The sequence below is a fragment of the Streptomyces sp. D2-8 genome (assembly GCF_023184515.1).
Lineage (GTDB): Bacteria > Actinomycetota > Actinomycetes > Streptomycetales > Streptomycetaceae > Streptomyces.
In genome coordinates, this window is record NZ_JAAHBP010000001.1 from 1 (window position 1) to 20,610 (window position 20,610).

General features: G+C 71.2%; 19 protein-coding genes. 9 read left to right on the forward strand and 10 right to left on the reverse strand.

The window, feature by feature from the left end:
* Positions 1-259 (forward strand): transposase (locus tag G3I77_RS00005; protein ID WP_248500316.1); only part of this gene is annotated, 259 nt, incomplete at its 5' end.
* 157 nt (positions 260-416) lie between these two features.
* Here the strand turns inward: G3I77_RS00005 and G3I77_RS00010 are convergent.
* From G3I77_RS00010 to G3I77_RS00025, 4 genes are read right to left on the reverse strand one after another with little or no spacing between them, the layout of a single operon-like run.
* Entirely contained in the window at positions 417-1,751 is a 1,335-nt protein-coding gene (locus tag G3I77_RS00010; RefSeq protein ID WP_248500317.1) for an AAA family ATPase, read from the reverse strand.
* A complete protein-coding gene (locus G3I77_RS00015) occupies positions 1,748-3,340 on the reverse strand; it encodes a hypothetical protein (protein WP_248500318.1) in 1,593 nt (530 codons plus the stop codon). Before G3I77_RS00015 ends, G3I77_RS00010 begins: the two co-directional genes overlap by 4 nt.
* Complete coding sequence (locus tag G3I77_RS00020) at positions 3,331-4,452, reverse strand: hypothetical protein (protein ID WP_248500319.1); 1,122 nt, start codon at positions 4,450-4,452, stop codon at positions 3,331-3,333. Before G3I77_RS00020 ends, G3I77_RS00015 begins: the two co-directional genes overlap by 10 nt.
* Positions 4,403-5,356, reverse strand: coding sequence for a phosphatase PAP2 family protein (locus G3I77_RS00025; RefSeq protein ID WP_248500320.1), 954 nt, complete (start codon positions 5,354-5,356; stop codon positions 4,403-4,405). The genes G3I77_RS00020 and G3I77_RS00025 overlap by 50 nt, the downstream gene beginning before the upstream one ends.
* A 188-nt stretch (positions 5,357-5,544) precedes the next feature.
* On the opposite strand from G3I77_RS00025, the gene G3I77_RS00030 reads away from it, so the two are divergent.
* Complete coding sequence (locus G3I77_RS00030) at positions 5,545-6,168, forward strand: histidine phosphatase family protein (protein ID WP_248500321.1); 624 nt, start codon at positions 5,545-5,547, stop codon at positions 6,166-6,168.
* A 42-nt stretch (positions 6,169-6,210) separates the two neighbouring features.
* On the opposite strand, the gene G3I77_RS00035 is transcribed toward G3I77_RS00030, so the two are convergent.
* Positions 6,211-7,662 (reverse strand): hypothetical protein, encoded by a 1,452-nt coding sequence (locus G3I77_RS00035; RefSeq protein WP_248500322.1) that lies wholly within the window; start codon positions 7,660-7,662, stop codon positions 6,211-6,213.
* 298 nt (positions 7,663-7,960) lie between these two features.
* Here G3I77_RS00035 and G3I77_RS00040 point away from each other — a divergent pair, with 298 nt between their 5' ends.
* Together G3I77_RS00040 and G3I77_RS00045 are read left to right on the forward strand one after the other, a co-directional pair.
* Positions 7,961-8,356, forward strand: a complete 396-nt coding sequence (locus tag G3I77_RS00040) for a hypothetical protein (RefSeq protein WP_248500323.1) — start codon at positions 7,961-7,963, stop codon at positions 8,354-8,356.
* Positions 8,357-8,423: 67 nt separating this feature from the next.
* The gene (locus tag G3I77_RS00045; RefSeq protein ID WP_248500324.1) at positions 8,424-9,293 is read left to right on the forward strand and encodes a spermidine synthase; all 870 of its coding nucleotides are present in this window, start codon (positions 8,424-8,426) and stop codon (positions 9,291-9,293) included.
* A gap of 43 nt (positions 9,294-9,336) precedes the next feature.
* On the opposite strand, the gene G3I77_RS00050 is transcribed toward G3I77_RS00045, so the two are convergent.
* Complete coding sequence (locus G3I77_RS00050) at positions 9,337-9,855, reverse strand: hypothetical protein (RefSeq protein WP_248500325.1); 519 nt, start codon at positions 9,853-9,855, stop codon at positions 9,337-9,339.
* 131 nt (positions 9,856-9,986) lie between these two features.
* Between G3I77_RS00050 and G3I77_RS00055 the strand changes: the two genes are divergently transcribed.
* The 5 genes from G3I77_RS00055 to G3I77_RS00075 all read left to right on the forward strand — a co-directional run bounded on the left by G3I77_RS00055 (position 9,987) and on the right by G3I77_RS00075 (position 15,488).
* Positions 9,987-10,691 (forward strand): response regulator transcription factor, encoded by a 705-nt coding sequence (locus G3I77_RS00055; RefSeq protein ID WP_248500326.1) that lies wholly within the window; start codon positions 9,987-9,989, stop codon positions 10,689-10,691.
* On the forward strand, positions 10,688-12,085 hold the full coding sequence (locus tag G3I77_RS00060; RefSeq protein ID WP_248500327.1) for a HAMP domain-containing sensor histidine kinase: 1,398 nt from the start codon (positions 10,688-10,690) through the stop codon (positions 12,083-12,085). Before G3I77_RS00055 ends, G3I77_RS00060 begins: the two co-directional genes overlap by 4 nt.
* Positions 12,086-12,271: 186 nt before the next feature.
* The gene (locus G3I77_RS00065; protein ID WP_248500328.1) at positions 12,272-13,585 is read left to right on the forward strand and encodes an ABC transporter substrate-binding protein; all 1,314 of its coding nucleotides are present in this window, start codon (positions 12,272-12,274) and stop codon (positions 13,583-13,585) included.
* Between the two features lie 35 nt (positions 13,586-13,620).
* On the forward strand, positions 13,621-14,604 hold the full coding sequence (locus tag G3I77_RS00070; protein WP_248500329.1) for a carbohydrate ABC transporter permease: 984 nt from the start codon (positions 13,621-13,623) through the stop codon (positions 14,602-14,604).
* Entirely contained in the window at positions 14,601-15,488 is an 888-nt protein-coding gene (locus tag G3I77_RS00075) for a carbohydrate ABC transporter permease (RefSeq protein ID WP_248500330.1), read from the forward strand. Before G3I77_RS00070 ends, G3I77_RS00075 begins: the two co-directional genes overlap by 4 nt.
* Before the next feature lie 110 nt (positions 15,489-15,598).
* Here G3I77_RS00075 and G3I77_RS00080 read toward each other — a convergent pair whose 3' ends face one another.
* The 4 genes from G3I77_RS00080 to G3I77_RS00095 all read right to left on the reverse strand — a co-directional run bounded on the left by G3I77_RS00080 (position 15,599) and on the right by G3I77_RS00095 (position 20,396).
* Positions 15,599-17,035, reverse strand: a complete 1,437-nt coding sequence (locus G3I77_RS00080) for a GH1 family beta-glucosidase (protein ID WP_248500331.1) — start codon at positions 17,033-17,035, stop codon at positions 15,599-15,601.
* 104 nt (positions 17,036-17,139) lie between these two features.
* Positions 17,140-18,048: a carbohydrate ABC transporter permease gene (locus G3I77_RS00085; RefSeq protein WP_248500332.1), complete on the reverse strand. Its 909-nt coding sequence runs from the start codon at positions 18,046-18,048 to the stop codon at positions 17,140-17,142.
* Positions 18,049-18,060: 12 nt separating this feature from the next.
* On the reverse strand, positions 18,061-19,074 hold the full coding sequence (locus G3I77_RS00090; RefSeq protein ID WP_248500333.1) for a carbohydrate ABC transporter permease: 1,014 nt from the start codon (positions 19,072-19,074) through the stop codon (positions 18,061-18,063).
* Positions 19,075-19,079: 5 nt separating this feature from the next.
* Complete coding sequence (locus tag G3I77_RS00095; protein WP_248500334.1) at positions 19,080-20,396, reverse strand: ABC transporter substrate-binding protein; 1,317 nt, start codon at positions 20,394-20,396, stop codon at positions 19,080-19,082.
* Positions 20,397-20,610: the final 214 nt, after the last annotated feature.

Here is a 20,610-nt window from a genome sequence, read left to right on the forward strand (position 1 = left end):
AGACAAGGCATACGATGTGCCTCAGCTGCGGAAATGGTTACGCGGCAAGCGCATCGGCGTGCGCATCGCCCGCAAAGGCATCGAGTCCAGCGAACGATTGGGCCGCCGCCGGTGGGTCATCGAGCGGACCATCTCCTGGCTGTCCGGCTACCGTCGGCTCAGCCCCCGCTACGAACGAAATCCCCGCAACTACCTGGCCTTTCTCGGTCTCGCCGCCGCCCTGTGCTGCTACAAGCGACTCCTCCGCCTCACCACATAGGACACCGTCTAAAGTGGCCCGTTGACGTCCCGGCTCAGCAGACCCGGGACCGCCACCAGCGGGCGGTCCCGCACCCGGTGGCCCGACAGGCAACGTTCGCCCCGGCACTTTCCGGGCGCATGAGCCAGCCACCGCAAGCACAAGGCGCCGTAGGACGTCAGGGACGGCAGGACACACGGTGCTCCAGGAGGTGAAGGTGTGTGGTGAACATCGCGTCCCACCCGTCCGGGAACTTCACCACCGTCCCCAGCTGCACCGGCTCCGTCGACGGATAGTCGTCCAGCAGGTCGGTCACCCCCGCTCGGCAGACCACGATGCAGGCGTGCCGGTGGCGGGAGGTCAGGACGCAGAGGCGGCCCGTCTCCAGGTGGAAGGCCGTCGCGTCGGGGCGGCCCGAAAGGGGGTGGAGGACCACCGTGACGTCGTACTCGCGGCCTTGTAGCCGGTTCGCCGTGTCCACGACCACGTCGGTGACGCCGAGGCCGGCCAGGGCCGCGCGGACCGCGGCCGCCTGGTCCCGGTGGGCCGTGCCGACGGCGATCCGGTCGGCGGTGAGGGGAGAGGGCGCCGGGGAGCGCTCCGAGGTCGCCGCGCCCGCCCGGTCCAGCAGGCGCCGGACGATCGTCGCCACCGCCCGGACCGCCTCCGGGTCCGTGCGCGGAGTGTGCCGGGCGGGCAGTTCCAGCAGGCCCCAGCCCGACTCGGCCGCCTCGTCGATCACCCGGTCGGGGCCCGAGCCGTCCGACGGCACGCCGAAGGCCAGGGTCCGGTCGCCGGGGCCGGTACCGCTGCGGAACGGCGTGTACGGGTAGAACGCGTCCGAGACCAGGGGCGCCGCGGAGGCCGGAAGCCGCCAGGAGACCGGCAGACGGTGCTGGGGCAGGTCCGGGTTGTGCGCGAGCAGGGTCGTCACCGCCGAGGCCGACGGGTCGTACGCCAGGCCCGCCCACTGCTCGCTGCCCACGATCGCGAACGGGTCGAGCTGCCCCGGGTCGCCCACGAACAGCGCCCGCTCGAACAGCCCGGCCACGGCCAGCAGCGCGTCCGAACGCATCTGGTACGCCTCGTCGACGATCGCGTGCCGCCACGGCTCGTCGACCTTGACGTGCGCCCACTTCGCCGCGGTCGAGATCACCACGGCCAGCCCGGCGAGGTCACCCGCCTTGGCCGACTTGCGTACATTCGGCAGGTCGTCGAGCGCCTTGTCGTACGGGTCGGAGTCGCTGCTGTGCAGCCGGCCCACCGGCAGCCCGGGGTTCTTCTCGGCGAGCCTGAGGACCAGGTCGTCGACCTGGGCGTTGGTCTGCGCGACCACCATCAACGGGTGGCCCGCCTCGGCCAGTTCCAGGGCCGCGCGGACCACCAGCGTGGACTTGCCCGCGCCCGGCGGGGAGTCCACGACGACACCGCGCGCGGTGCCGTGCAGTGTGTCGCGCAGGATCGCGTCGGTGGCCTGTGCCGCGGCGGCAGCGGGATCGAAGACCGTCGTCACAGCACATCCTCCTCGGTCACCGGGTCGGCCGCCTCCAGAGTCAGCTCGCCGGGCGGCCCGCCGTGCGTCCACGGCGTCTCCTCCGGGTCGGGCAGCTTCGCACCGCCCCGCTGCTCGTGCTCGAAGAGCGTGAAGCAGACCCGGTCGCCCTTCTCCGGCACCGAACCCGGCTCGGGCTCCTTGCCGCGGCCCATCTTGTCGAGGACCCGCAGCACCACGTACGCGCCGTCCTCCTCGGCCGCGACGAACTCCGCCGACTGCGGCTTCCCGCCCAGCGACCGGTACACCTTCGCCCGCTCGCCGAGATGCGGCCGGTCGTCCGTGCGCACCGTGACCAGGGGGCGCGGGCTGGGCCGCTTGCCCTCGCTGTACGCCATCACGACGTCGGTGACCTCACCCGCGAACGCCTCCCCGGACAGCCGCCGGCCCGCCATCACCAGCGGGTCGTCGAGGGCCTCCTGCGCCTCCAGCCGGGCCTGTTCGCGCTCGCGCGTGGCGAGCTTGTTCGCCGCGGTGACCGCGTCGTCGCGGCGCGGCTGCGGAGGCTCACCGGCCAGCACCCGGTCCCGGTGGCCGGTGAACGACCAGCGGTCACGGGTCCACCGCTCCTCGACCCGCGCCCCCTCGGGCAGCTCCCGCAGCAGGTCGAGGCCCCGCCAGACCGCGTCCCAGGTGGGCCGGGTGCGGCTGAGCACCAGATCGCGGATCTCCCGCTCGGCGGCGGTCAGCGTACCGAGCCGGTCGTCGGCCTCCAGCCCGTCCTCGGCGGCGGCGAGGGCGGTGCGGGCACGGTCGTAGCGCTCGATGGCCGGGGCGAGCAGCTTGTTGTCGAACGCCGGGTCGGTGGCCGGACCGGCCGGCGGACACGTCAGCTGGCCCCGCTCGTCCCGCTCCAGCTCGGCGCGCAGCGCGGCCTCGGCGCCGGTGACGCCCTGCGGCGGGTCGATCCAGGCGAGCAGCGCGCCCAGATGCTGGTCCTCCAGGGTGGACTGCCCGGTCACCCAGTGCCGGCCCAGGACGTCGGTCATCGCCAGCAGCAGCGAGGAGCCGGGCACCCGGGCCCGCTCCCCGAAGTGCGTCAGCCATCGCCCGAGCAGCGGCACCCGCGGCGGCGCCGGATAGGGGGTCTCCGGATCCTGCTCCGCCGTGCGCCGGAACCGCATCGAGCGCCCGAGGAGCCGCACGAGGTCGATGCCCGCGCGGCTCGGCACGATCAGCTGCGGCGCGTCCGCGCACAGGTCGACCTCGACCTTGACGCGCTTGCCGGTCTCCGGGTCGGTCTCGGTGCGCTCGGCGGCCTCCACGACCTCGGCGAACGAGTCGACGTACGGCAGCACGATGCCGGCCAGTTCCGCCAGGAACGCGAACCTGAGGTCCCGGTCGCGGGGCTGCGGTACGGCCAGCAGACGCGGCGCGTCCCGGTCGGTGCCGACCAGCGCGCCGAGCGGGGCGCCGGCCTCACCGGCGGTGGTCAGCGGCACGAACACCAGTGGACGGTCGCCGAGATGGCGGTGCCGGACGGTGGCGGCGGGCTGGGCGCGGCCCGAGCTGACGGCTTCCAGGCGGGCCAGGGTGGAGATCAGCGACACGCCGCCTCCAACGCCTCGGCGCGCAGGGCAGCCGCCCGCCGCAGGGCCGCCACGGCCGGGTCGTCGGGATCGCCCGCCTCGCCACGGGCGGCCGCGAGGACCTCCTCCACGGTCGTCAGGCCGCCCAGCTCCGCCCGTACCGGACGCCCGAGCGAGGTCACCGCTCCCGCCTGGCGGGACCGGGTCCGGCAGTGGAACGCCAGCTCGCACGCGGACAGGCACTCGGGCGCGTAGGCCGCCGGGACGGATTCCACGGCCGCCGTCAGCTCCTCGGCGGGCAGCTCGGGCGAGAAGCACGTGGCCTCGGGGAGCGCGTCGGCGATGTCCTCGATACGGGTCAGCCTCGCCAGCTGTCGGGCCGTCACCGCCCGCTGCTTGCGGATGTCGACGGCCGAAGCGGCCGGCAGATTGGAGAAGTCCCTGGGGCAGACGAGCAGCACCCGGTGCCGCACGCGCGGAGCCGGATCGAGCCGGGCCGCGAGCTCCTCCAGCGCCAGCACATACACCGCCGCCTGCCGGGCCGCCGCCCCGACCTTCGCCGGATCCGCCGAACCGTCCAGCAGCGGGAAGGACTTGATCTCCACCACGGTCCAGCTGCCGTCCGGATGCACCACCACCGCGTCCGGCTCCAGGAACGCGGCGGAGCCCGCGACGTCCAGCGCGAGCATGGGATGGTCGAGCAGTGTCCACGCGCCCGGGTGCGCGGCGACCTCCCGCAGCTCCAGCGCCGTACGGGCCGTGCGCCCCTGGGGGCCGGTCGCCGTCAGGTCGGGCACGCGCGCGTCGGCGGGCGGCTCGGCGGACCGGTCGAGCGTCTCGTGCACCAGCCGCAGCAGCTCCGCGCCGCCGTCGGCCTTGACCTTCGCCTCGAAGGCGTTGCCTCTGGTGAGTGCGAACTGCGACTGCCCGAAGGCCGACGGCGAGCCCAGCGCACTCGCCAGCGCCGCCTTGTTCACCCCGGCGCCGTCGAGGATCGCCCGCCGCGCACAACCGGGGTTGGCGGCCAGCGCCGCCAGAGCGCGCGCGTCCAGTGCCTTCGCGGGTACGTCGGGACCGCGCAGCTCAGCGAGCCGCTGCCGGAGCCTCGTCCCCCGCGTCCTGGGGAGAGGCACCCGGCTCGGCTCCCGCTCCGAACCGCGACTCGCGCTGCCGTGGAATTCGCTCACCCGCGGAAGTCTGGCATCCGGCACTGACAATCGAGGAACCCGCGGCGGAAGAGTCCGCCGCGACCGGTGTGGCCGCCGGCACGAACCGTGCCTTGACCCGGTCCGCGGTGCGCATCACGCCCGGTGCCAGCAGCAGTCCGACGCCCATGACGGCCGCGCCCGCGGCCGCGTCGAGGAAGTAGTGGTTGGCGGTGCCCATGACCACGATCGTCGTGATCAGGGGGTAGGCGACACCGGCCGCCTTCGCCGCGCGCGTACCGCCATGGCGCCACAGCATCACTCCGCACCACAGGGCCCAGCCCACGTGCAGACTCGGCATGGCCGCGTACTGGTTGGTCATGTCCCCCATGCCGCGCGGTGCGCTCGCCGCGCCGCCCCACCAGCCGTAGGAGCTGTACTGCGCCATCGTGTCCACGAAGCCGTGGCTCGCGTCGAGGAGCCGGGGCGGGCAGGTGGGCAGCAGTGTGAAGCCGATCAGGCCGATGAGGGTGGACGTCATCAGCCAGGTGCGCGCGGCGCGGTACCGCACGGCCCGGGAGCGGAAGAGCCACACCAGGACGGCCGGCGTGACCAGGTAGTGCAGCGACGCGTACCAGAAGTCGGCGGGTATGCCTATCCAGGCCTCGCGCGTGAAGAGGCGGTTGAGCGGGTGCTCGAAGTTGAGATACAGCGCCTTCTCGAAGCGCAGGATCGTCAGACCGTGGTCGACGGCGCCGGAGACGTCGCCGCGGGCGAGGAGCCGGCCGGCCGAGTAGAACGCGTACACCAGCAGGATCAGCGGCAGCTCGGTCCACCAGCGCAGCCTGGGCGCGGGGGCCGCCTCGGTGCCCGGTGTCACGGTGTGCGGCATCCGATCGTCCTCCCCCTTCGTCATCACGCGTAGCCCGGTCGGCCGTGCCACTTTACGGCGTGGGCGCGCGCCCCGGGGGGGCGCCTCCGGCCCTCAAAGACGCAGAGATCGCCCCCCGGGTTGCCCGCGGCGGGCGTGCGCGATGATGGAGGAGTTCCCCTTGCGTTGTTCTTCCGGAAAGGTGCCCTATGGCTGCGCGCATCCTGCTGGCCCGCCACGGACAGACCGAGTGGTCCCTGTCCGGCAAGCACACGGGCAGGACCGACGTGCCGCTCCTGGAGGAAGGCCGGCGCGGCGCGAAGCTGCTCGGCGAGCGCCTGCACCGGGCGCCGTACGACGGCCTGGCCGGCGTCGAGGTGCGCACCAGCCCGCTGGCACGCGCGCGTGAGACCTGCGAACTGGCCGGCTTCGGCGACCGCGCGCGAACCTGGGACGCGTTGCTGGAGTGGGACTACGGGACGTACGAGGGCATGACCCCCGCGGACATCCAGGCCGTCCGGCCCGGCTGGCTGATCTGGCGCGACGGGGTCCCGGGCGGGGAGCCGCTCGCCGAGGTCACGGCCCGGGCCGACGAGGTGGTCTCCTGGGCCCGCTCCGAGGACCGCGACGTCCTCGTCTTCGCTCACGGGCACATCCTGCGCTCCATCGGGGCGCGCTGGCTCGGCCTCCCGATCGACTTCGCGGCCCGGATACGGCTGAACCCGACCTCGCTGTCGGTGCTGGGCTGGGCCTATGGGGAGCCGGCGATCGAGAGCTGGAACGACCTGGGGCACCTCGACCAGGGAGGGCCGGACGCCACACGGCGGGCGTGACGTTCGCGACAGTCCCTGGGCGTGCTGTCCCGGGACGCCTCCCTAGGCCATGCGCGGCGACGAGGCGTGCCTCTCCAGGAACGCCGACACCCCGGACGCCCTGCGATGCGGCAGCAGCACCCGCGCCGTCGCCGCCAGCATGGTCTGGACGCGGGACGACTGGACCTCCTCCAGCAGATCCAGCACCCGCATCCCCGCCACCGCCGCCTCGTCCGGCCGGCCACCGCGCGCGAGGTCGTCCGCCAGCTCCGCCGTGTACAGGGCGATGTTCCGGGTGAAGTGCGGATCCTGCAGCTCGGCGGCCCGGCGTGCGTGCCGTGCGGCCCGGGGCCAGTCGCCGAGCGTGGACCAGCACTGCGCCTCCAGGCCCTCGAGTTCGGCCTCCCCGTAGAAGCTCATCCACTCGGGGTCGGCGTCCGAGGGGCCGCGTTCGAAGTAGGCCTGCGCCCGGGCCAGTGCCTGCTCGCAGCCGACGCGGTCGGCGAGCCCCGCCCAGCCGCCCGCCTCGCGCAGCGCGAGCAGCGACATCAGCCGGGCCGAGCCCACGGGCCGGGCGACGCGCTGCGCGGCCTGGGCGGCCCGGACCGCCTCGCGCGGCCGGCCGGCGTCGCGCGCGAGGAACGCCGTGTTGCAGAAGGCGTGCGCCTCCAGGCCCGGGTCCCCGGTCATCCGGGCGGTCGCCAGGGCCTCCGCGTAATGGGAGCGGGCGTCGTCGAAGCGCCCCGAGTCGTGGGCCAGCCAGCCCACGGAGATGGCCAGTTCACCGGCGCCGGAGTAGAGCCGGTCGGCGGTCGTCTGCCGGGTCGCGCCGGCGTCCAGCAGGGCGTAGGCGGCGCGCAGCGGGGCGGCGGCGCGACGGTAGAGGCCGTCGGCCCCGTGCCGGTCGTCGAGCAGCCGGATCCGGCGGACGGCTTCTTCCAGGGCACCCGCGTCGCTCGCCCCGGCGCGGTGCACGGGGCGCTGTGCCGCCGCCGCGTCGAGGGCGAGGCCGACAGGCCCCATCGAGGCGGCGGCCACCGTGGCGCCTCCGCCGGTCATGAACGCGCGACGTAGCACGTCGCTCTCCTCGTAGGTGTCGTGCGGGTGGTGCGGGTCGTACGGGTTCTGCCTTTCATACGGCTCGCACGCCCCGCTGGTCTCACTCGTGGCGTTCGCCGGGTTCGCGGTGCGCGTCAGGGGCGCGTCCTCGGTGTCGCGCGCCCGGCGTCCGCGTACCGACGAGCGGGGCGCGAACCCCAGATCGGTGAGCGTGCGGCCTGGGAACATGTTCAGGAACACCCGTTCGTATGCGTAGTTGGGGCAGCGGATCTCGCCCGCCTCGACCCGGCCGATGTACCTCGCGTCACAGCTCACCTGCTCGCCGATCTCGAGCCCCGCCCGGCGGATCGCCGCGGCGAACTCGGCCGGTGAGCGCTGTCCGCGCAGGCGCCGGAAGACGAGGTTCGGCCGTGGCGGCCGGTTGGGTTGAGACGAGGTCACCGATGACGACGCCATGGCCGGGTCCTCCCGTGCGAACCGTCGAACCATGCCGGATCGAGGGCGACCTGGTGCGAGTTGTCCGCATGGTCCGCCCCGTGTCCGGCGGGCAAGAACGTACCTGCTGTGATGAAGTCACCACGCTGGGTTTGGCTACAAACCGGATATCTCATCCGTGATCTGCCATGAAGTGCCATCCTTTGCGGCTGACTTCCGCCGTAGCCGTTGACGGTCTGCCGCGTTGAACCTCGCGGACCGGGAGGCCCCCGACTCCCGACCGCTCGTCCAAACAGGGGTTTTCGTGGTGGAGGCCGGGATGGACACCAGCCGGATCAACGATCCTCGTACGCCGCCGAGTACACCCGCGGCCGGCTGCGATGTGGTGACGGTGCCGGCGCGGCAGGGGCTGGAGGCGGTCGACATCCTGCGGCGCGGACCAGGGGACACGGTGGGACCCGTACTGCACGACGACGGCGGTGACACCCTGGGCTTCCTGGTGCCGCCGGGGACGGCCGCCGCGTGGGACGTGCCGGGGAGCACGTGCACGGAGACGGACGGACGCGGACTCACCCTGGCGCCCGAGCCTCCCGTGGCGGGCTCGGACTGGCTGCTGCCGCCCGGCGACGCGGACCTCGCCACCGACCCCGCGGTGCTGCGCGAGGCCCTGGGGGAGGCCGCCCGGATGATCAAGGCGGCGGACAGCTGCCGCTGAGGCGCCCTCGGACGCCGGGCGGCCGGAGCGTACGCCCTGCTTAACAGCCCACCCCGATAATGACCCCATGGGAAAGTCCAAGGGCGGCCGGCGCAGACAGGCCGGTGCGGAGGCCGTCGTCGAGAGCGTCGACGGCGGGCTCGCCGAGCTGATCCCCGACCGCGAGCGGGCCCGGGCCTGGACCCTGGTGATCGACGGGGCCCCGCAGTCGCACGTCGACCTGGACGACCCGGCGTACCTGTCCTTCGAGTATCAGCGTCGCCTCGGGCATGTGATCGACCTCGTCGCCCCGCCCGGTCGGCCCCTGCACGCCGTGCACCTCGGCGGTGGCGCCCTCACCCTCGCCCGCTACGTCGCCGCCACCCGGCCCCGCTCCACCCAGCAGGTCGTCGAACGGGACGGCGCCCTCGTCCAACTGGTCCGCCGTGAACTGCCGTTGGATCCGAACGCGCGGATACGGGTGCGCTCCGCCGACGCTCGCGAGGGTCTCGCCAAGGTGCCCGACGGCTGGGCCGACCTCGTCATCACCGACGTGTTCAGCGGGGCCCGGACACCGGCCCATCTGACCTCGACCGAGTTCCTCGACGACGTGCGCGGGGCCCTCAAGCCCGGCGGTGTCTACGCCGCCAACCTCGCCGACGGGCCGCCGCTCGCCCACCTGCGCGGCCAGATCGCCACCGCCGCCGCCCGCTTCGAGCACCTCGCGCTGGCCGCGGATCCGGCGGTGCTGCGCGGCAAGCGCTTCGGGAACGCCGTGCTGGTCGCCTCCGACCACCCGCTGCCCGTCGCGGAGCTGACCCGCCTCGCCGCCTCCGACCCGCATCCCGCCCGGGTCGAGCACGGCAGGACGCTCACGGACTTCACCGGTGGGGCCGCGCCCGTCACGGACCTCGCGGCGGTGGCGTCGCCCGCACCGCCCGCGTCGGTGTTCAGATGACCGCGTGCGGCACTCGGTAGGTCCCGATGACCGCGTACGGCAGTCAGTAGGTCCCGATCTCCACCCGGGGCGGCCCGTCGTGCCATGTGCAGAACACCGACACCCGGTCCGCGCCCGAGGAGAACTCCACGCGGATCCACGACTCCGTCTTCCACACCTGCATCGACCAGCCCGCCCCGGGCGTTGCCGAGACGAGGGAGGCGGAGGTCTTCCCGAGGTCGAAGACCGCCCGGCCGCCGTCGGTGTCGTAGCTCCTGACCCGGCCGGAGGCGGCGGGGGCGGTGCCGGGCGAGGACGAGGGCGTGGGGGAGGGGCTCGGTTTCCCGGACGGGGACGCCGCCGGCGTGCTCGGCTCGCGCCGCTTCGGCGGAGGCGTCCGCAGCGACGGCGTGGACAGCGCCTTCGGCTCCTGTGTGGACGTGTCGGCGGCCTTGATGGGCAGGGCGCGCGGCGGGTCGTAGGCCGTGCCCGCCATCACCGTGTGGACACCCCACCACGACAGCGTGACCGCCGCGCCCGTGGCGAGCAGCCAGGCCAGTACGTGTACGAGTCCTCTGCGCATCGCGGGCCATACTGCCTCACGCGTCCCACGCGTTGTCCACAAACGAGGGTGTACGGGGGCCCGTTGTCCGCATGCGGGGAGTTGTCCACAGGCCCGCACCCGGCTGTTCGAGATGGCGTACGGTGCGGCGCATGGCAAGTGTGCTCGTGGTCGAGGACGACCAGTTCGTACGCTCGGCGCTGATCCGGCACCTGACCGACGCCGCGCACACCGTGCGCAGTGTCGGGACGGCACTGGAGGCGCTGCGCGAGGTCGCCCATGTCCGCTTCGACGTGGTGATCCTGGACCTCGGACTGCCCGATCTCGACGGGTCCGAGGCCCTGAAGATGCTGCGCGGGATCACGGACGTGCCGGTGATCGTCGCCACGGCCCGGGACGACGAGACGGAGGTCGTCCGGCTGCTGAACGCCGGGGCGGACGACTACCTGACCAAGCCCTTCTCGGTCGAGCACCTCTCGGCCCGCATGGCGGCCGTGCTGCGCCGCGCCCGCTCCGGCGCCGGCGAAGGGGAGCCGTCCCCCGTCATCCGGGTCGGCGGCCTGACCGTCGACCCGCTGCGCCGCCAGGCCGAGCTGGACGGCGCCCGGCTCGACCTCACCCGCCGCGAGTTCGACCTGCTCGCCTTCCTCGCCCGCCGGCCCGGCGTCGTCGTCCCCCGCAAGGAGCTGCTCGCCGAGGTGTGGCAGCAGTCCTACGGCGACGACCAGACCATCGACGTCCATCTGTCCTGGCTGCGCAGGAAACTGGGCGAGACGGCGGCCAGCCCGCGCTATCTGCACACTCTCCGGGGCGTCGGCGTGAAGCTCGAACCACCGGGGGCGGAGGCGCCGCGATGAGGTGGGCCCTGGTCAAGGTGTCGCTGGCGGTGACCACCATGGTCGTGCTCGCCTTCGCCGTGCCGCTCGGACTCGTCATCCGCGAGATGGCCCGCGACCGGGCCTTCTCCAACGCCGAGCGGGAGGCCGCGGCCGTCGCCCCCGCCCTGTCCATCACCACCGACCGCGACCAGCTCGAACGGGTCGTCGCCTCGGCCGGCTCCGACGCCGGGATGGCCGTGCACATACCGGCGGGCGACGGCCAGGAGGCCCTGGAGCTCGGGCGGCAGCGCGCCGCCGACGAGGACATCGCGGCCGTGCGGAGGCTGGGCCGCGCCTCCACCACCGGCGTCGGCGGCGGCTCGACGCTGCTCCAGCCGGTCGCGCTCAGCACCGGCAAGATCGCGGTGGTCGAGGTGTACGTGCCGGAGTCCGACGTCACCAACGGCGTGGGCACGGCCTGGGCGGTGCTCGCCGCGGTCGGGGTGGCGCTGATCCTCGGCTCGGTCGCGGTCGCCGACCGGCTGGGTGTCCGTATGGTCCGGCCCGCCCGGCGTCTGGTCGAGGGGGCGCACGACCTGGGGGAGGGCCGGCTGGGCGCCCGCGTGCCCGAGGAGGGCCCGACCGAACTGCGGCTCGCGGCGGTCGCGTTCAACTCGATGGCGGACCAGGTGGTCCAGCTCCTGGCGAACGAGCGGGAGCTGGCGGCCGACCTGTCCCACCGGCTGCGCACGCCCCTGACCGTGCTGCGGCTCAACACCGCCTCGCTCGGCGAGGGACCGGCCGCCGACCAGACCCGGACCGCGGTGGAGCAGCTGGAGCGCGAGGTCGACACCATCATCCGTACGGCCCGGGAGGCCAAGCCGCAGACGGCCGCGGCCGGTCCGGGCGCCGGATGCGACGCGGCCGAGGTGGTCCGGGAGCGGATGGCCTTCTGGTCGGCGCTCGCGGAGGACGAGGGGCGCAAGTGGCGGGTGGCCGGGGCCGACCGGCCCGTGCGCATACCCGTGGCCCGCGCCGACCTGGCCGCCGCGCTCGACGCGCTGCTCGGGAACGTCTTCCGGCACACCGCGGAGGGCACCGCCTTCGCGGTCGACGTGCACAACGGCGAGGACGCGGTGATCGTCCTCGTCTCCGACGCGGGCCCCGGCATACCCGACCCCGAGGTCGCCATCGCGCGGGGCCGCGGCTCCGGGAGCGACGGCTCGACCGGGCTCGGCCTGGACATCGTGCGCCGGCTCGCGGAGTCCACCGGCGGGGACGTACGGATCGGCTCCTCGGTGCTCGGCGGCACCGAGGTGCGGATCTGGATCCAGCTGGACGGCCGCGCCCCCGCGAGCGGCGGGCACCGGCAGATGCGGCGTCGCCGTCCCGGCAGGTTCGCTGCCGTCTACAGCCGCTCCCGGTCCCACTGAGCGCTCCCGGATCGCCGCCTTCACGGGACGGTCACGTTTCGACAAATGCACGGACCGGCTCTTGACGCATGACCGGACATGCGGCTGTCATTGCGCCACCGTGTTCGGTCAAGTTGGTTTCTGGTCGATTACGACTGGATTTCATGCCACACCCTCGTGGCCGAACCCTGCCCTCAGGAGCCGTTCATGCGCGACCTCTCTCCCTCCGGTCTCTCCCTCCCCGCTACCAGCCGCCGCACCCTGCTGCGCGGAATGGGCGGCGCGGCCCTGCTCGGTGCCGGCATACCCCTGCTGAGCGCCTGCGGCGGCAGCGGCTCGTCCGCCGACCCGAAGACGGTCAGTCTCGGCTCCAACTCGTCCGACGCCGTGCCGAAGAAGGCGTTCGCCGAGATCTACGCCGCCTTCACCAAGAAGTCCGGCATCAAGGTCGACGTCAACACCAAGGACCACAACACGTTCCAGGAGCAGATCAACTCCTATCTGCAGGGCACGCCCGACGACGTGTTCACCTGGTTCGCCGGCTACCGCATGCAGTTCTTCGCGTCGAAGAAGCTCGCCACCCCGATCGACGACGTGTGGCAGAAGATCGGCGGGAACTTCCCCGAGGCGATGAAGAAGCTCAGCAAGGGCGAGGACGGCAAGTACTACTTCGTGCCGCTGTACACGTACCCGTGGGCGGTCTTCTACCGCAAGAGCGTCTTCGCCCAGCACGGCTACGAGGTCCCCGCCACCTGGGACGACTTCGTCGCCCTGTGCAAGCGGATGCAGAAGGACGGGCTCGTCCCGATCGCCTTCGGCGACAAGGACGCCTGGCCGGCGATGGGCACCTTCGACCAGATCAACTTCCGCACCAACGGCTACGACTTCCACGTCGAGCTGATGGCCGGCAAGGCCTCCTGGACCGACGCCAAGGTGCGCAAGGTCTTCGACCACTGGACGGAGATCCTGCCCTACCACCAGGAGGGCGCGGTGGGCCGCACCTGGCAGGACGCGGCGCAGACGCTGGTGGCGAAGAAGGCCGGCATGTATCTGCTGGGCACCTTCGTCGGCCAGCAGTTCACCGACAAGGCCGACCTGGACGACCTGGACTTCTTCGCCTTCCCGGAGATCGACCCGCAGTTCGGGCAGGACACCGTCGAGGCGCCGACCGACGGCTTCATGCTCTCCAAGGCCCCGAAGAACCGCGCGGGCGCCGTCAAGCTCCTCGAGTACCTGGGCACGCCCGAGGCCGAGGAGATCTACCTCAAGGCCGATTCCAGCGTGGTGGCCGCCTCCACCAAGGCCGACACCTCCTCCTACACCGCGCTGCAGAAGAAGTCCTACGAGATGATCTCCGGCGCGAAGAGCCTCACCCAGTTCATGGACCGCGACTCCCGCCCGGACTTCACGTCCACGGTGATGCAGCCCGCGCTGCAGAACTTCATCCGCAACCCGAAGAACATCGACGGCATCCTCTCGTCGATCGACCGCCAGAAGAAGACGATCTTCGCCTCCTCCTGACCGCAGAAACGGAGACTCGACGACTCGGATCCGACATGACCGCCACCCCCGCGAAGGCTCCGGAGTCGGCCACCCCGCCGGCTCCGGGGCCCGGCCCCACGCCCCCGTCCGCCAAGGCGCCCCAGGGCCACCGGCGTCTGCTCACCCGCCGCGACCGCCTCACGCTCGGCCTGATGGCGGGCGTGCCCACGATCCTGCACGTCACCCTGGTGTGGCTGACGGCCCTCGCCTCGATCGCGCTGGCCTTCACCACCTGGGACGGCATCGGCTTCGACGCCATCACGTGGGTCGGACTGCAGAACTTCAGGGAACTGTTCTCCAGCAACCCGCAGTTCTGGCCCGCCGTCGAGCACAACGTGATCTGGTTCGTGGCGCTGATCCTGCTGCCCACGCCCTTCGGCCTGTTCCTCGCCGTGCAGCTGGACAAGAAGATCCGCTTCAGCCGCGTCTACCAGACCGCGTTCTTCCTGCCGGTCGTGATGTCGCTGGCGGTCATCGGGTTCGTCTGGCAGCTGATCTACAACCCGGACACGGGCCTGATCAACAGCATCATCGGCGCCAACAAGCCCGGCCACTACATCGACTGGATCGGCGACCCGGACCTCAACCTGTGGGCCGTGCTCGTCGCAGCCTCCTGGCGGCACGCCGGCTACATGATGATCCTGTACCTGGCCGGCCTGAAGAGCGTCGACCCCGCCCTGCGCGAGGCCTCCGCCCTGGACGGCGCCAGTGAATGGCAGACGTTCAAGAACGTCATCTTCCCGACCCTGCGGCCCACCAACACCGTCGTCCTGGTCGTCACGATCATCGAGGCGCTGCGCGCCTTCGACCTGGTCTTCGTCTTCAACAAGGGCGCCCAGGGCACCGAACTGCTGTCGATCCTGGTGACCAACAACATCATCGGCGAGTCCAGCCGCATCGGCTACGGCTCCGCGATCGCCGTCGTCCTGCTGGTGATCTCGCTCGCGGTGATCATCCCGTATCTGATCGCCACCTTCCGGAAGGAGCGGCGCGCATGAGCACCCTGAGTGGCCCGCGGGCGCAGCGCACCCCGATCCGCCCCGCCCGGGTCCTGCTGCACACCTTCCTCGTCGTCACGGCGCTGGCCTGGCTCGCGCCCCTGCTGTGGGCACTGCTCGCGGCGATGCGGCCGTACGCGGAGACCAGCGACAAGGGCTACGTCTCCTGGCCCGACAAGCTCACCTTCGCCAACTTCACGAACGCCTTCCAGCAGTCGGACATGCTGCACTACTTCGGCACCACGCTGCTGATCGCGGTCCCGGCCGTGCTGCTGACACTGCTGCTGTCGTCGATGGTCGCCTTCTACGTCAGCCGCTTCGACTTCCGGCTCAACCTGTTCCTCCTCCTGGTCTTCACGGCCGGCAACCTGCTGCCCCAGCAGGTCATCATCACCCCGCTGTACCGGCTGTACCTGCTGATCGACCTGCCCGGCATCACCATGAGCGGCAAGCTCTACGACTCCGCGCTCGGCCTGGTGCTGATCCACGTGGCGTTCCAGTCCGGCTTCTGCGCCTTCGTGCTCAGCAACTACATGCGCTCGCTGCCGCACGAGCTCACCGAGGCCGCCCTGGTCGACGGCGCCTCCGTCTGGCGGCTGTACTGGCAGATCGTGCTGCCGCTGTGCAAGCCCGCGATGGCCGCCCTCGCCACCCTGCTCTCCATCTGGATCTACAACGACTTCTTCTGGGCCATCGTCCTCATCTCCACCGGCGAGAACATGCCGATCACCTCGGCGCTGAACAACCTCTCCGGCCAGTACTTCACCGACCCCAACCTGGTCGCCGCCGGCGCCCTGCTCACCGCGATCCCGACCCTGATCGTGTACTTCGCGCTCCAGCGCCAGTTCGTCAGCGGCCTGACGCTCGGAGCCAACAAGGGCTGACCACCGCCGCCCCGAGGCCGATGAGTACAGCCAACCCGGCCAGGACCCGGCTGAGGCGGAGCCGGGCGCGGCACTCCCCCTCGTCGTGCCGCGCCCGCGTCCCCCGCCGGTCAGACCGCCTCGACCTCGGGCAGTGCCCCGGTCCGCGCCGCCCGGCTGTACCACTGGGCGCTCGTCTTCGGGGTGCGCTCCAGCGTCGCGTAGTCCACGTAGACCGCGCCGAAGCGCTTGCCGTAGCCGTACGCCCACTCGAAGTTGTCCATCAGGGACCACAGGTAGTAGCCGCGGACGTCCGCGCCGTCGGCGATCGCCCGGCGGACCGCCGACAGGTGGCCGTGCAAGTAGGCGACCCGCTCCGGGTCGTGCACGCGGCCGTCGGAGTCGATCTTGTCGTCGTAGGCCGCGCCGTTCTCCGTGATGTAGAGCGGCAGGCCCGGCGCCTCCCGGGTGTAGCGCATGATCAGCTCGTGCAGGCCGGTCGGGTCGATCGTCCAGCCCATCTCCGTGCGGTCACCGGGCGTCTGGTGGAAGGCGACGTCGTTTGCGGCCGGCCACGGCGAGTGGTCGCTCGCCCCGTGGCCGTCGGCGCGCGGCGCCTGAGCCGACGCGTCCGCCGCCGAAACCAGCGCGGGCGTGTAGTAGTTGAGGCCCAGCGCGTCCAGCGGCTGGTTGATCAGCTCCAGGTCGCCGTCGAGGACGTGGTCCCAGTCCGTGAGGCTCGCCGTCGCCACGTACAGCGACTCCGGGTAGGCACCGTGCAGGATCGGTCCGTGGAACACGCCGTTGGCCAGGTCGTCGATCCTGCGGGCCGCCGCAAGATCCGCCGGGTCCTGCGAAAGCGGCCTCACCACCGAGGAGTTGAGACTGATCGCGACGGTGTTGCGGGCCGGCATCACCGACCGCAGCGCGGACGCGCCCAGCCCGTGCGCCAGGTTCAGATGGTGCGCGGCACGCAGCGAGGCCGCCGGGTCCGTACGGCCCGGGGCGTGCACCCCGGAGGCATAGCCCAGGAACGCGCTGCACCACGGCTCGTTGAGCGTGATCCACTGCTCCACCCGGTCGCCCAGCGCCTCACCGACGATCTGCGCGTACTCCGCGAACCGGTACGCCGTGTCGCGCTCCGGCCAGCCGCCCGCGTCCTCCAGCTCCTGCGGCAGGTCCCAGTGGTAGAGGGTGACGGCCGGCTTGATGTTCTTGGCCAGCAGCTCGTCCGCCAGCCGCCGGTAGAAGTCCAGGCCCTTCTGCACGGCCGGGCCCCGGCCGGTCGGCTGCACCCGCGACCACGAGATGGAGAAACGGTAGGCACCCAGGCCCAGCTCCGCCATCAGCGCCACGTCGTCGCGGTAGCGGTGGTAGTGGTCGACAGCGATGTCACCGGTGTCGCCACCGGCCGTCTTGCCCGGCGTATGGCTGAAGGTGTCCCAGATCGACGGCGTACGGCCGTCCTCCCGCACCGCACCCTCGATCTGGTACGCGGACGTCGCCGCGCCCCACAGGAAGGCGGGCGGGAAGGTCACCGGAGTGGCCGGGTTCTCGGAGTCAGGCATGGAAACGCTCCCAAAGGGGGTCGTGTGGACCGACGAGTGGGTGGGGGGAGGGGAGGAAAGGGGCCGAGGCGGCGGTGGCTCGGCCCCTGGGAAAGCAGAGAGGCTCAGCCCTTGACGGCCCCCTGCATGATGCCGCCGACGATCTGCTTGCCGAAGATCGCGAAGACGATCAGCAACGGCAACGTGCCCAGCAGGGCGCCGGCCATGATCAGCGACTGGTCCGGGGTGTAACCGCGACCCAGGCCCGCGACCGCCACCTGCACGGTCGGGTTGCCGGTCTGGGTCAGGACCAGGAAGGGCCACAGGAAGTCATTCCAGGTCTGCACGAACATCAGCATGCCCAGGACGGCCATCGCAGGCCGCGCCGTCGGGAACACCACGTGCCACACCACGCGCCAGCTGCTCGCGCCGTCCACCCGGGCCGCCTCGATGATCTCGTCCGGGAGCGCCTGGATCAGGTACTGCCGCATGAAGAACACCCCGAACGCGCTCACCAACGACGGGAAGATCACCGCCTGGAGCTGGTCGGTCCAGTCGAGCTTGGCGACCATCATGTACAGCGGGATGATGCTGAGTTGCGGCGGCACCATCATCGTGCCGATCACCACCAGCATCGCCGCGTTGCGGCCCTTGAACCGCAGCTTGGCGAAGGCGAACCCGGCGATCGTCGACAGGAAGACGATAGTGAACGCCGAAATACCCGCCACCAGCGTGGTGTTGAGGAACGCCTCGCCCAGGTTGGCGTCCGTCCAGGCCACTTCGAGCTTGTCGAACAGGCCGGAGCCGAACCAGAACGGCGGCGGGGTCTGCGCCAAGCGCTGGTTGTCGCGCGAGGCGGCGATCGCCGTCCACACCAACGGGAACAGTGAGACGAGGGTGAACAGGGCGAGGATGACGTACGCCACCGGGCCGGCGTGCAGCTGCCCGCCCGCGCGTGCCGCCTTCATGCCACGTGACCGCTTCGGCGGCTCGGGGACCGCGTCGGCCGGGGGTTTTGTCAGGGTCGTCGTCACGGCCGGTTCTCCTTAGCTACTGGCGCGCAGCCGGCGCGAGATGACGTAGTTGACGACCCCGATCACGATGAGGATCAGGAACATCGTCCAGGCGATGGCGGAAGCGCGGCCCAGGTGCTGGTTGACCCAGCCCTGCTCGTACAGATACAGGCCGAGCGTCTGGAACTGGTGCTGGGAACCGCCGGAGGCGCCCTTGTTCGCGTCGAACAGCAGCGGCTCGCCGAACACCTGCGAGGCGCCGATGGTCGACACCACGACCGTGAACAGGATCGTCGGACGCAATGAGGGCAGCGTGACGTGGAGGAACTGCCGCCAGCGGCTGGCTCCGTCCAGCGCCGCCGACTCGTACAGGTCCTGCGGGATCGCCTGCATCGCGGCCAGGTAGATCAGCGCGTTGTAGCCCGTCCAGCGCCAGATGATGATCGTCGACACGGCGATCTGGGACGGCCACTTGTCGTTCTGCCAGTCGACGTTGTCGATGCCGATGGTGTTCAGCACCCAGTTGATCATGCCGTAGTCACGGCCGAAGAGCAGCACGAAGACCAGCGAGGCGGCGGCGATCGACGTGGCGTACGGGGCCAGCATCACCACGCGGTAGAAGGTGGAGCCGCGCAGCTTGTAGTTGAGGATGTGGGCGATGCCCATCGCCATCAGCAGCTGCGGAACCGTGGAGATGACGCCGATGGTCAGGGTGTTCTTGGCCGCGTTCCAGAAGAAGTCGTCGTCGAAGATACGGGTGTAGTTGCGCAGGCCCACCCAGGACATGTCCGTGGGCGCGGTCAGCTCCACCTGGTGCAGCGATGCCCAGCCGGTGTACAGCAGCGGGAACAGGCCGAACGCGAGGAAGAGCAGGAAGAACGGCGAGACGAAGGCGTACGGGCTCCAGCGCATGTCGCGCTGCCAGCGGCGTGAGAGCCGGGCGCGCTTCTTCCTCGCCGCCTCCTCGGCCGCGTCGGCCGGAGGGCGGCCCGGGGCCGCGCCCCCCTCCTTCACGGGGGGCGCGGCGGTGTCGTGCCTGGTTGCCATTCCGGTCACTGGTCCAGGTTGTTGTCGATGGTCTTGACGGCCGTGTTCCACGCCTCCTCGGGCGACTTGCCCTGGGTGACGAGAATGACGCCGTTGTCAGTCAGACCCTGCTGGATGATCTGGTCCTTGGGGCCGATCGTCTGCACCGGGCTGCTCTGGGCGGCCGCGGCGAATATGGTGCCGATCGGCGTGTCACCGGTCATCTCGTTCTTGGCGTTCTTCACCGCGTCCGACTCGTAGGCCGCCGGGGTGCTCGGGAAACTGCCCTGCACGGCGAAGAGCTTGGCCTGCTGCTCGGGCGCTGTCAGCCAGGCGGCCAGCTTCGCGGCCTCCTCGGTGTTCTTGCCCGACTTGGGAACCGTCAGGAAGGAACCGCCCCAGTTGCCGGACTTCGGCGACGCGGCCACGTCCCACTTGCCCTTGGCATCCGGCTTCGACTTGCCCTTGATGTAGCCGAGCATCCACGGCGGGCAGGACATCGCGGCGAACTTGCTGTTGGCGATCGTGGTGTCCCAGGCGGGCTGGAACTGTGTCTGGTTTCCGATCAGCCCGTCCTTGGCGGCCTTCGCGGTGAGGTCGAACGCGTCCTTCACGGCCGGGTTCGACTTGTAGATGACCTTGCCGGAGGAGTCGTAGAAGCGGTCCTTCTCACTGCTGAGGATCGCCTGGAGCAGGCCGCCGGGGGAGTCCAGGAAGGTGGTGCCCTCCGGGGCCTTCTTCTTGTAGTCTTCGCCGACCTCGACCAGCTTGTTCCAGTCGCCGGCCCACAGCTTGGACACCTCCTCGCGGTCGGTGGGCAGACCGGCCTTCTTGAAGAGGTCCTTGCGGTAGCAGATGGCCATCGGGCCGACGTCCGTGCCCAGGCCGACGGTCTGGCCGCCCTCGGCAGTGGCCTGCTGCCACTTCCACTCCAGGTAATCGCTCTTCTTGCCGTACTTGGAGAGGTCCAGCAGCTTGTCGGACTGGGTCTTGACGACCTCGGCGATGTTGCCGACTTCGACGCCCTGGATGTCCTGAAGGCCGCTGTTGGTGGTCAGGTGGTTGACCAGGGTGGGGTAGTAGTTCTCGTTCCGCTCGACGACCGTCTGCTGGATGTCGATGTCCGGGTGGAGCTTCTCGTACTCCTTGTAGAGGCCGGCCTCCTCGAACCCGAAGGTGCCGAAGAGCCCCAGGGTGATCTTGGTCTTGCCGCTGCCGCCACCCGACGACGAACTGCCACCGCCGTCGCCATCGTCGGCACAGCCGGCCAGCAGCCCGGCGCCCAGCGACGCGACGGCCGCGACGACCATCGCCTTGCGGGCGGTTCGGATGCGTGCTCGCATGTCGTCCTCCTGTTGCCCTGACGTGCCGACCCCCCGGCCAACTGCATTGTCGGACCGTTTTACGCGCTTAAGGCTCGGGTGGGGAACGTGCGGGTTGTGTATGTGTCAGGTACTGTGGGAGCGCTCCCACCAGTGATGTGTTGAAGAGTCCCCGGTCGCGGCGGGGGTGTCAAGGGACCGGACAGGGAGAGATGCGTTCAGTTACCGGGCTGTT

What these genes read in the sequence shown, in the direction of transcription:
- G3I77_RS00055 (WP_248500326.1), top strand. Translation starts at nt 9,987, where the DNA reads ATGGCAAGTGTGCTCGTGGTCGAGGACGACCAGTTCGTACGCTCGGCG.
- G3I77_RS00035 (WP_248500322.1), bottom strand. Translation starts at nt 7,662, where the DNA reads ATGGCGTCGTCATCGGTGACCTCGTCTCAACCCAACCGGCCGCCACGG.
- G3I77_RS00075 (WP_248500330.1), top strand. Translation starts at nt 14,601, where the DNA reads ATGAGCACCCTGAGTGGCCCGCGGGCGCAGCGCACCCCGATCCGCCCC.
- G3I77_RS00065 (WP_248500328.1), top strand. Translation starts at nt 12,272, where the DNA reads ATGCGCGACCTCTCTCCCTCCGGTCTCTCCCTCCCCGCTACCAGCCGC.
- G3I77_RS00040 (WP_248500323.1), top strand. Translation starts at nt 7,961, where the DNA reads ATGGACACCAGCCGGATCAACGATCCTCGTACGCCGCCGAGTACACCC.
- G3I77_RS00050 (WP_248500325.1), bottom strand. Translation starts at nt 9,855, where the DNA reads ATGCGCAGAGGACTCGTACACGTACTGGCCTGGCTGCTCGCCACGGGC.
- G3I77_RS00070 (WP_248500329.1), top strand. Translation starts at nt 13,621, where the DNA reads ATGACCGCCACCCCCGCGAAGGCTCCGGAGTCGGCCACCCCGCCGGCT.
- G3I77_RS00030 (WP_248500321.1), top strand. Translation starts at nt 5,545, where the DNA reads ATGGCTGCGCGCATCCTGCTGGCCCGCCACGGACAGACCGAGTGGTCC.
- G3I77_RS00080 (WP_248500331.1), bottom strand. Translation starts at nt 17,035, where the DNA reads ATGCCTGACTCCGAGAACCCGGCCACTCCGGTGACCTTCCCGCCCGCC.
- G3I77_RS00060 (WP_248500327.1), top strand. Translation starts at nt 10,688, where the DNA reads ATGAGGTGGGCCCTGGTCAAGGTGTCGCTGGCGGTGACCACCATGGTC.
- G3I77_RS00045 (WP_248500324.1), top strand. Translation starts at nt 8,424, where the DNA reads ATGGGAAAGTCCAAGGGCGGCCGGCGCAGACAGGCCGGTGCGGAGGCC.
- G3I77_RS00095 (WP_248500334.1), bottom strand. Translation starts at nt 20,396, where the DNA reads ATGCGAGCACGCATCCGAACCGCCCGCAAGGCGATGGTCGTCGCGGCC.
- G3I77_RS00025 (WP_248500320.1), bottom strand. Translation starts at nt 5,356, where the DNA reads ATGCCGCACACCGTGACACCGGGCACCGAGGCGGCCCCCGCGCCCAGG.
- G3I77_RS00090 (WP_248500333.1), bottom strand. Translation starts at nt 19,074, where the DNA reads ATGGCAACCAGGCACGACACCGCCGCGCCCCCCGTGAAGGAGGGGGGC.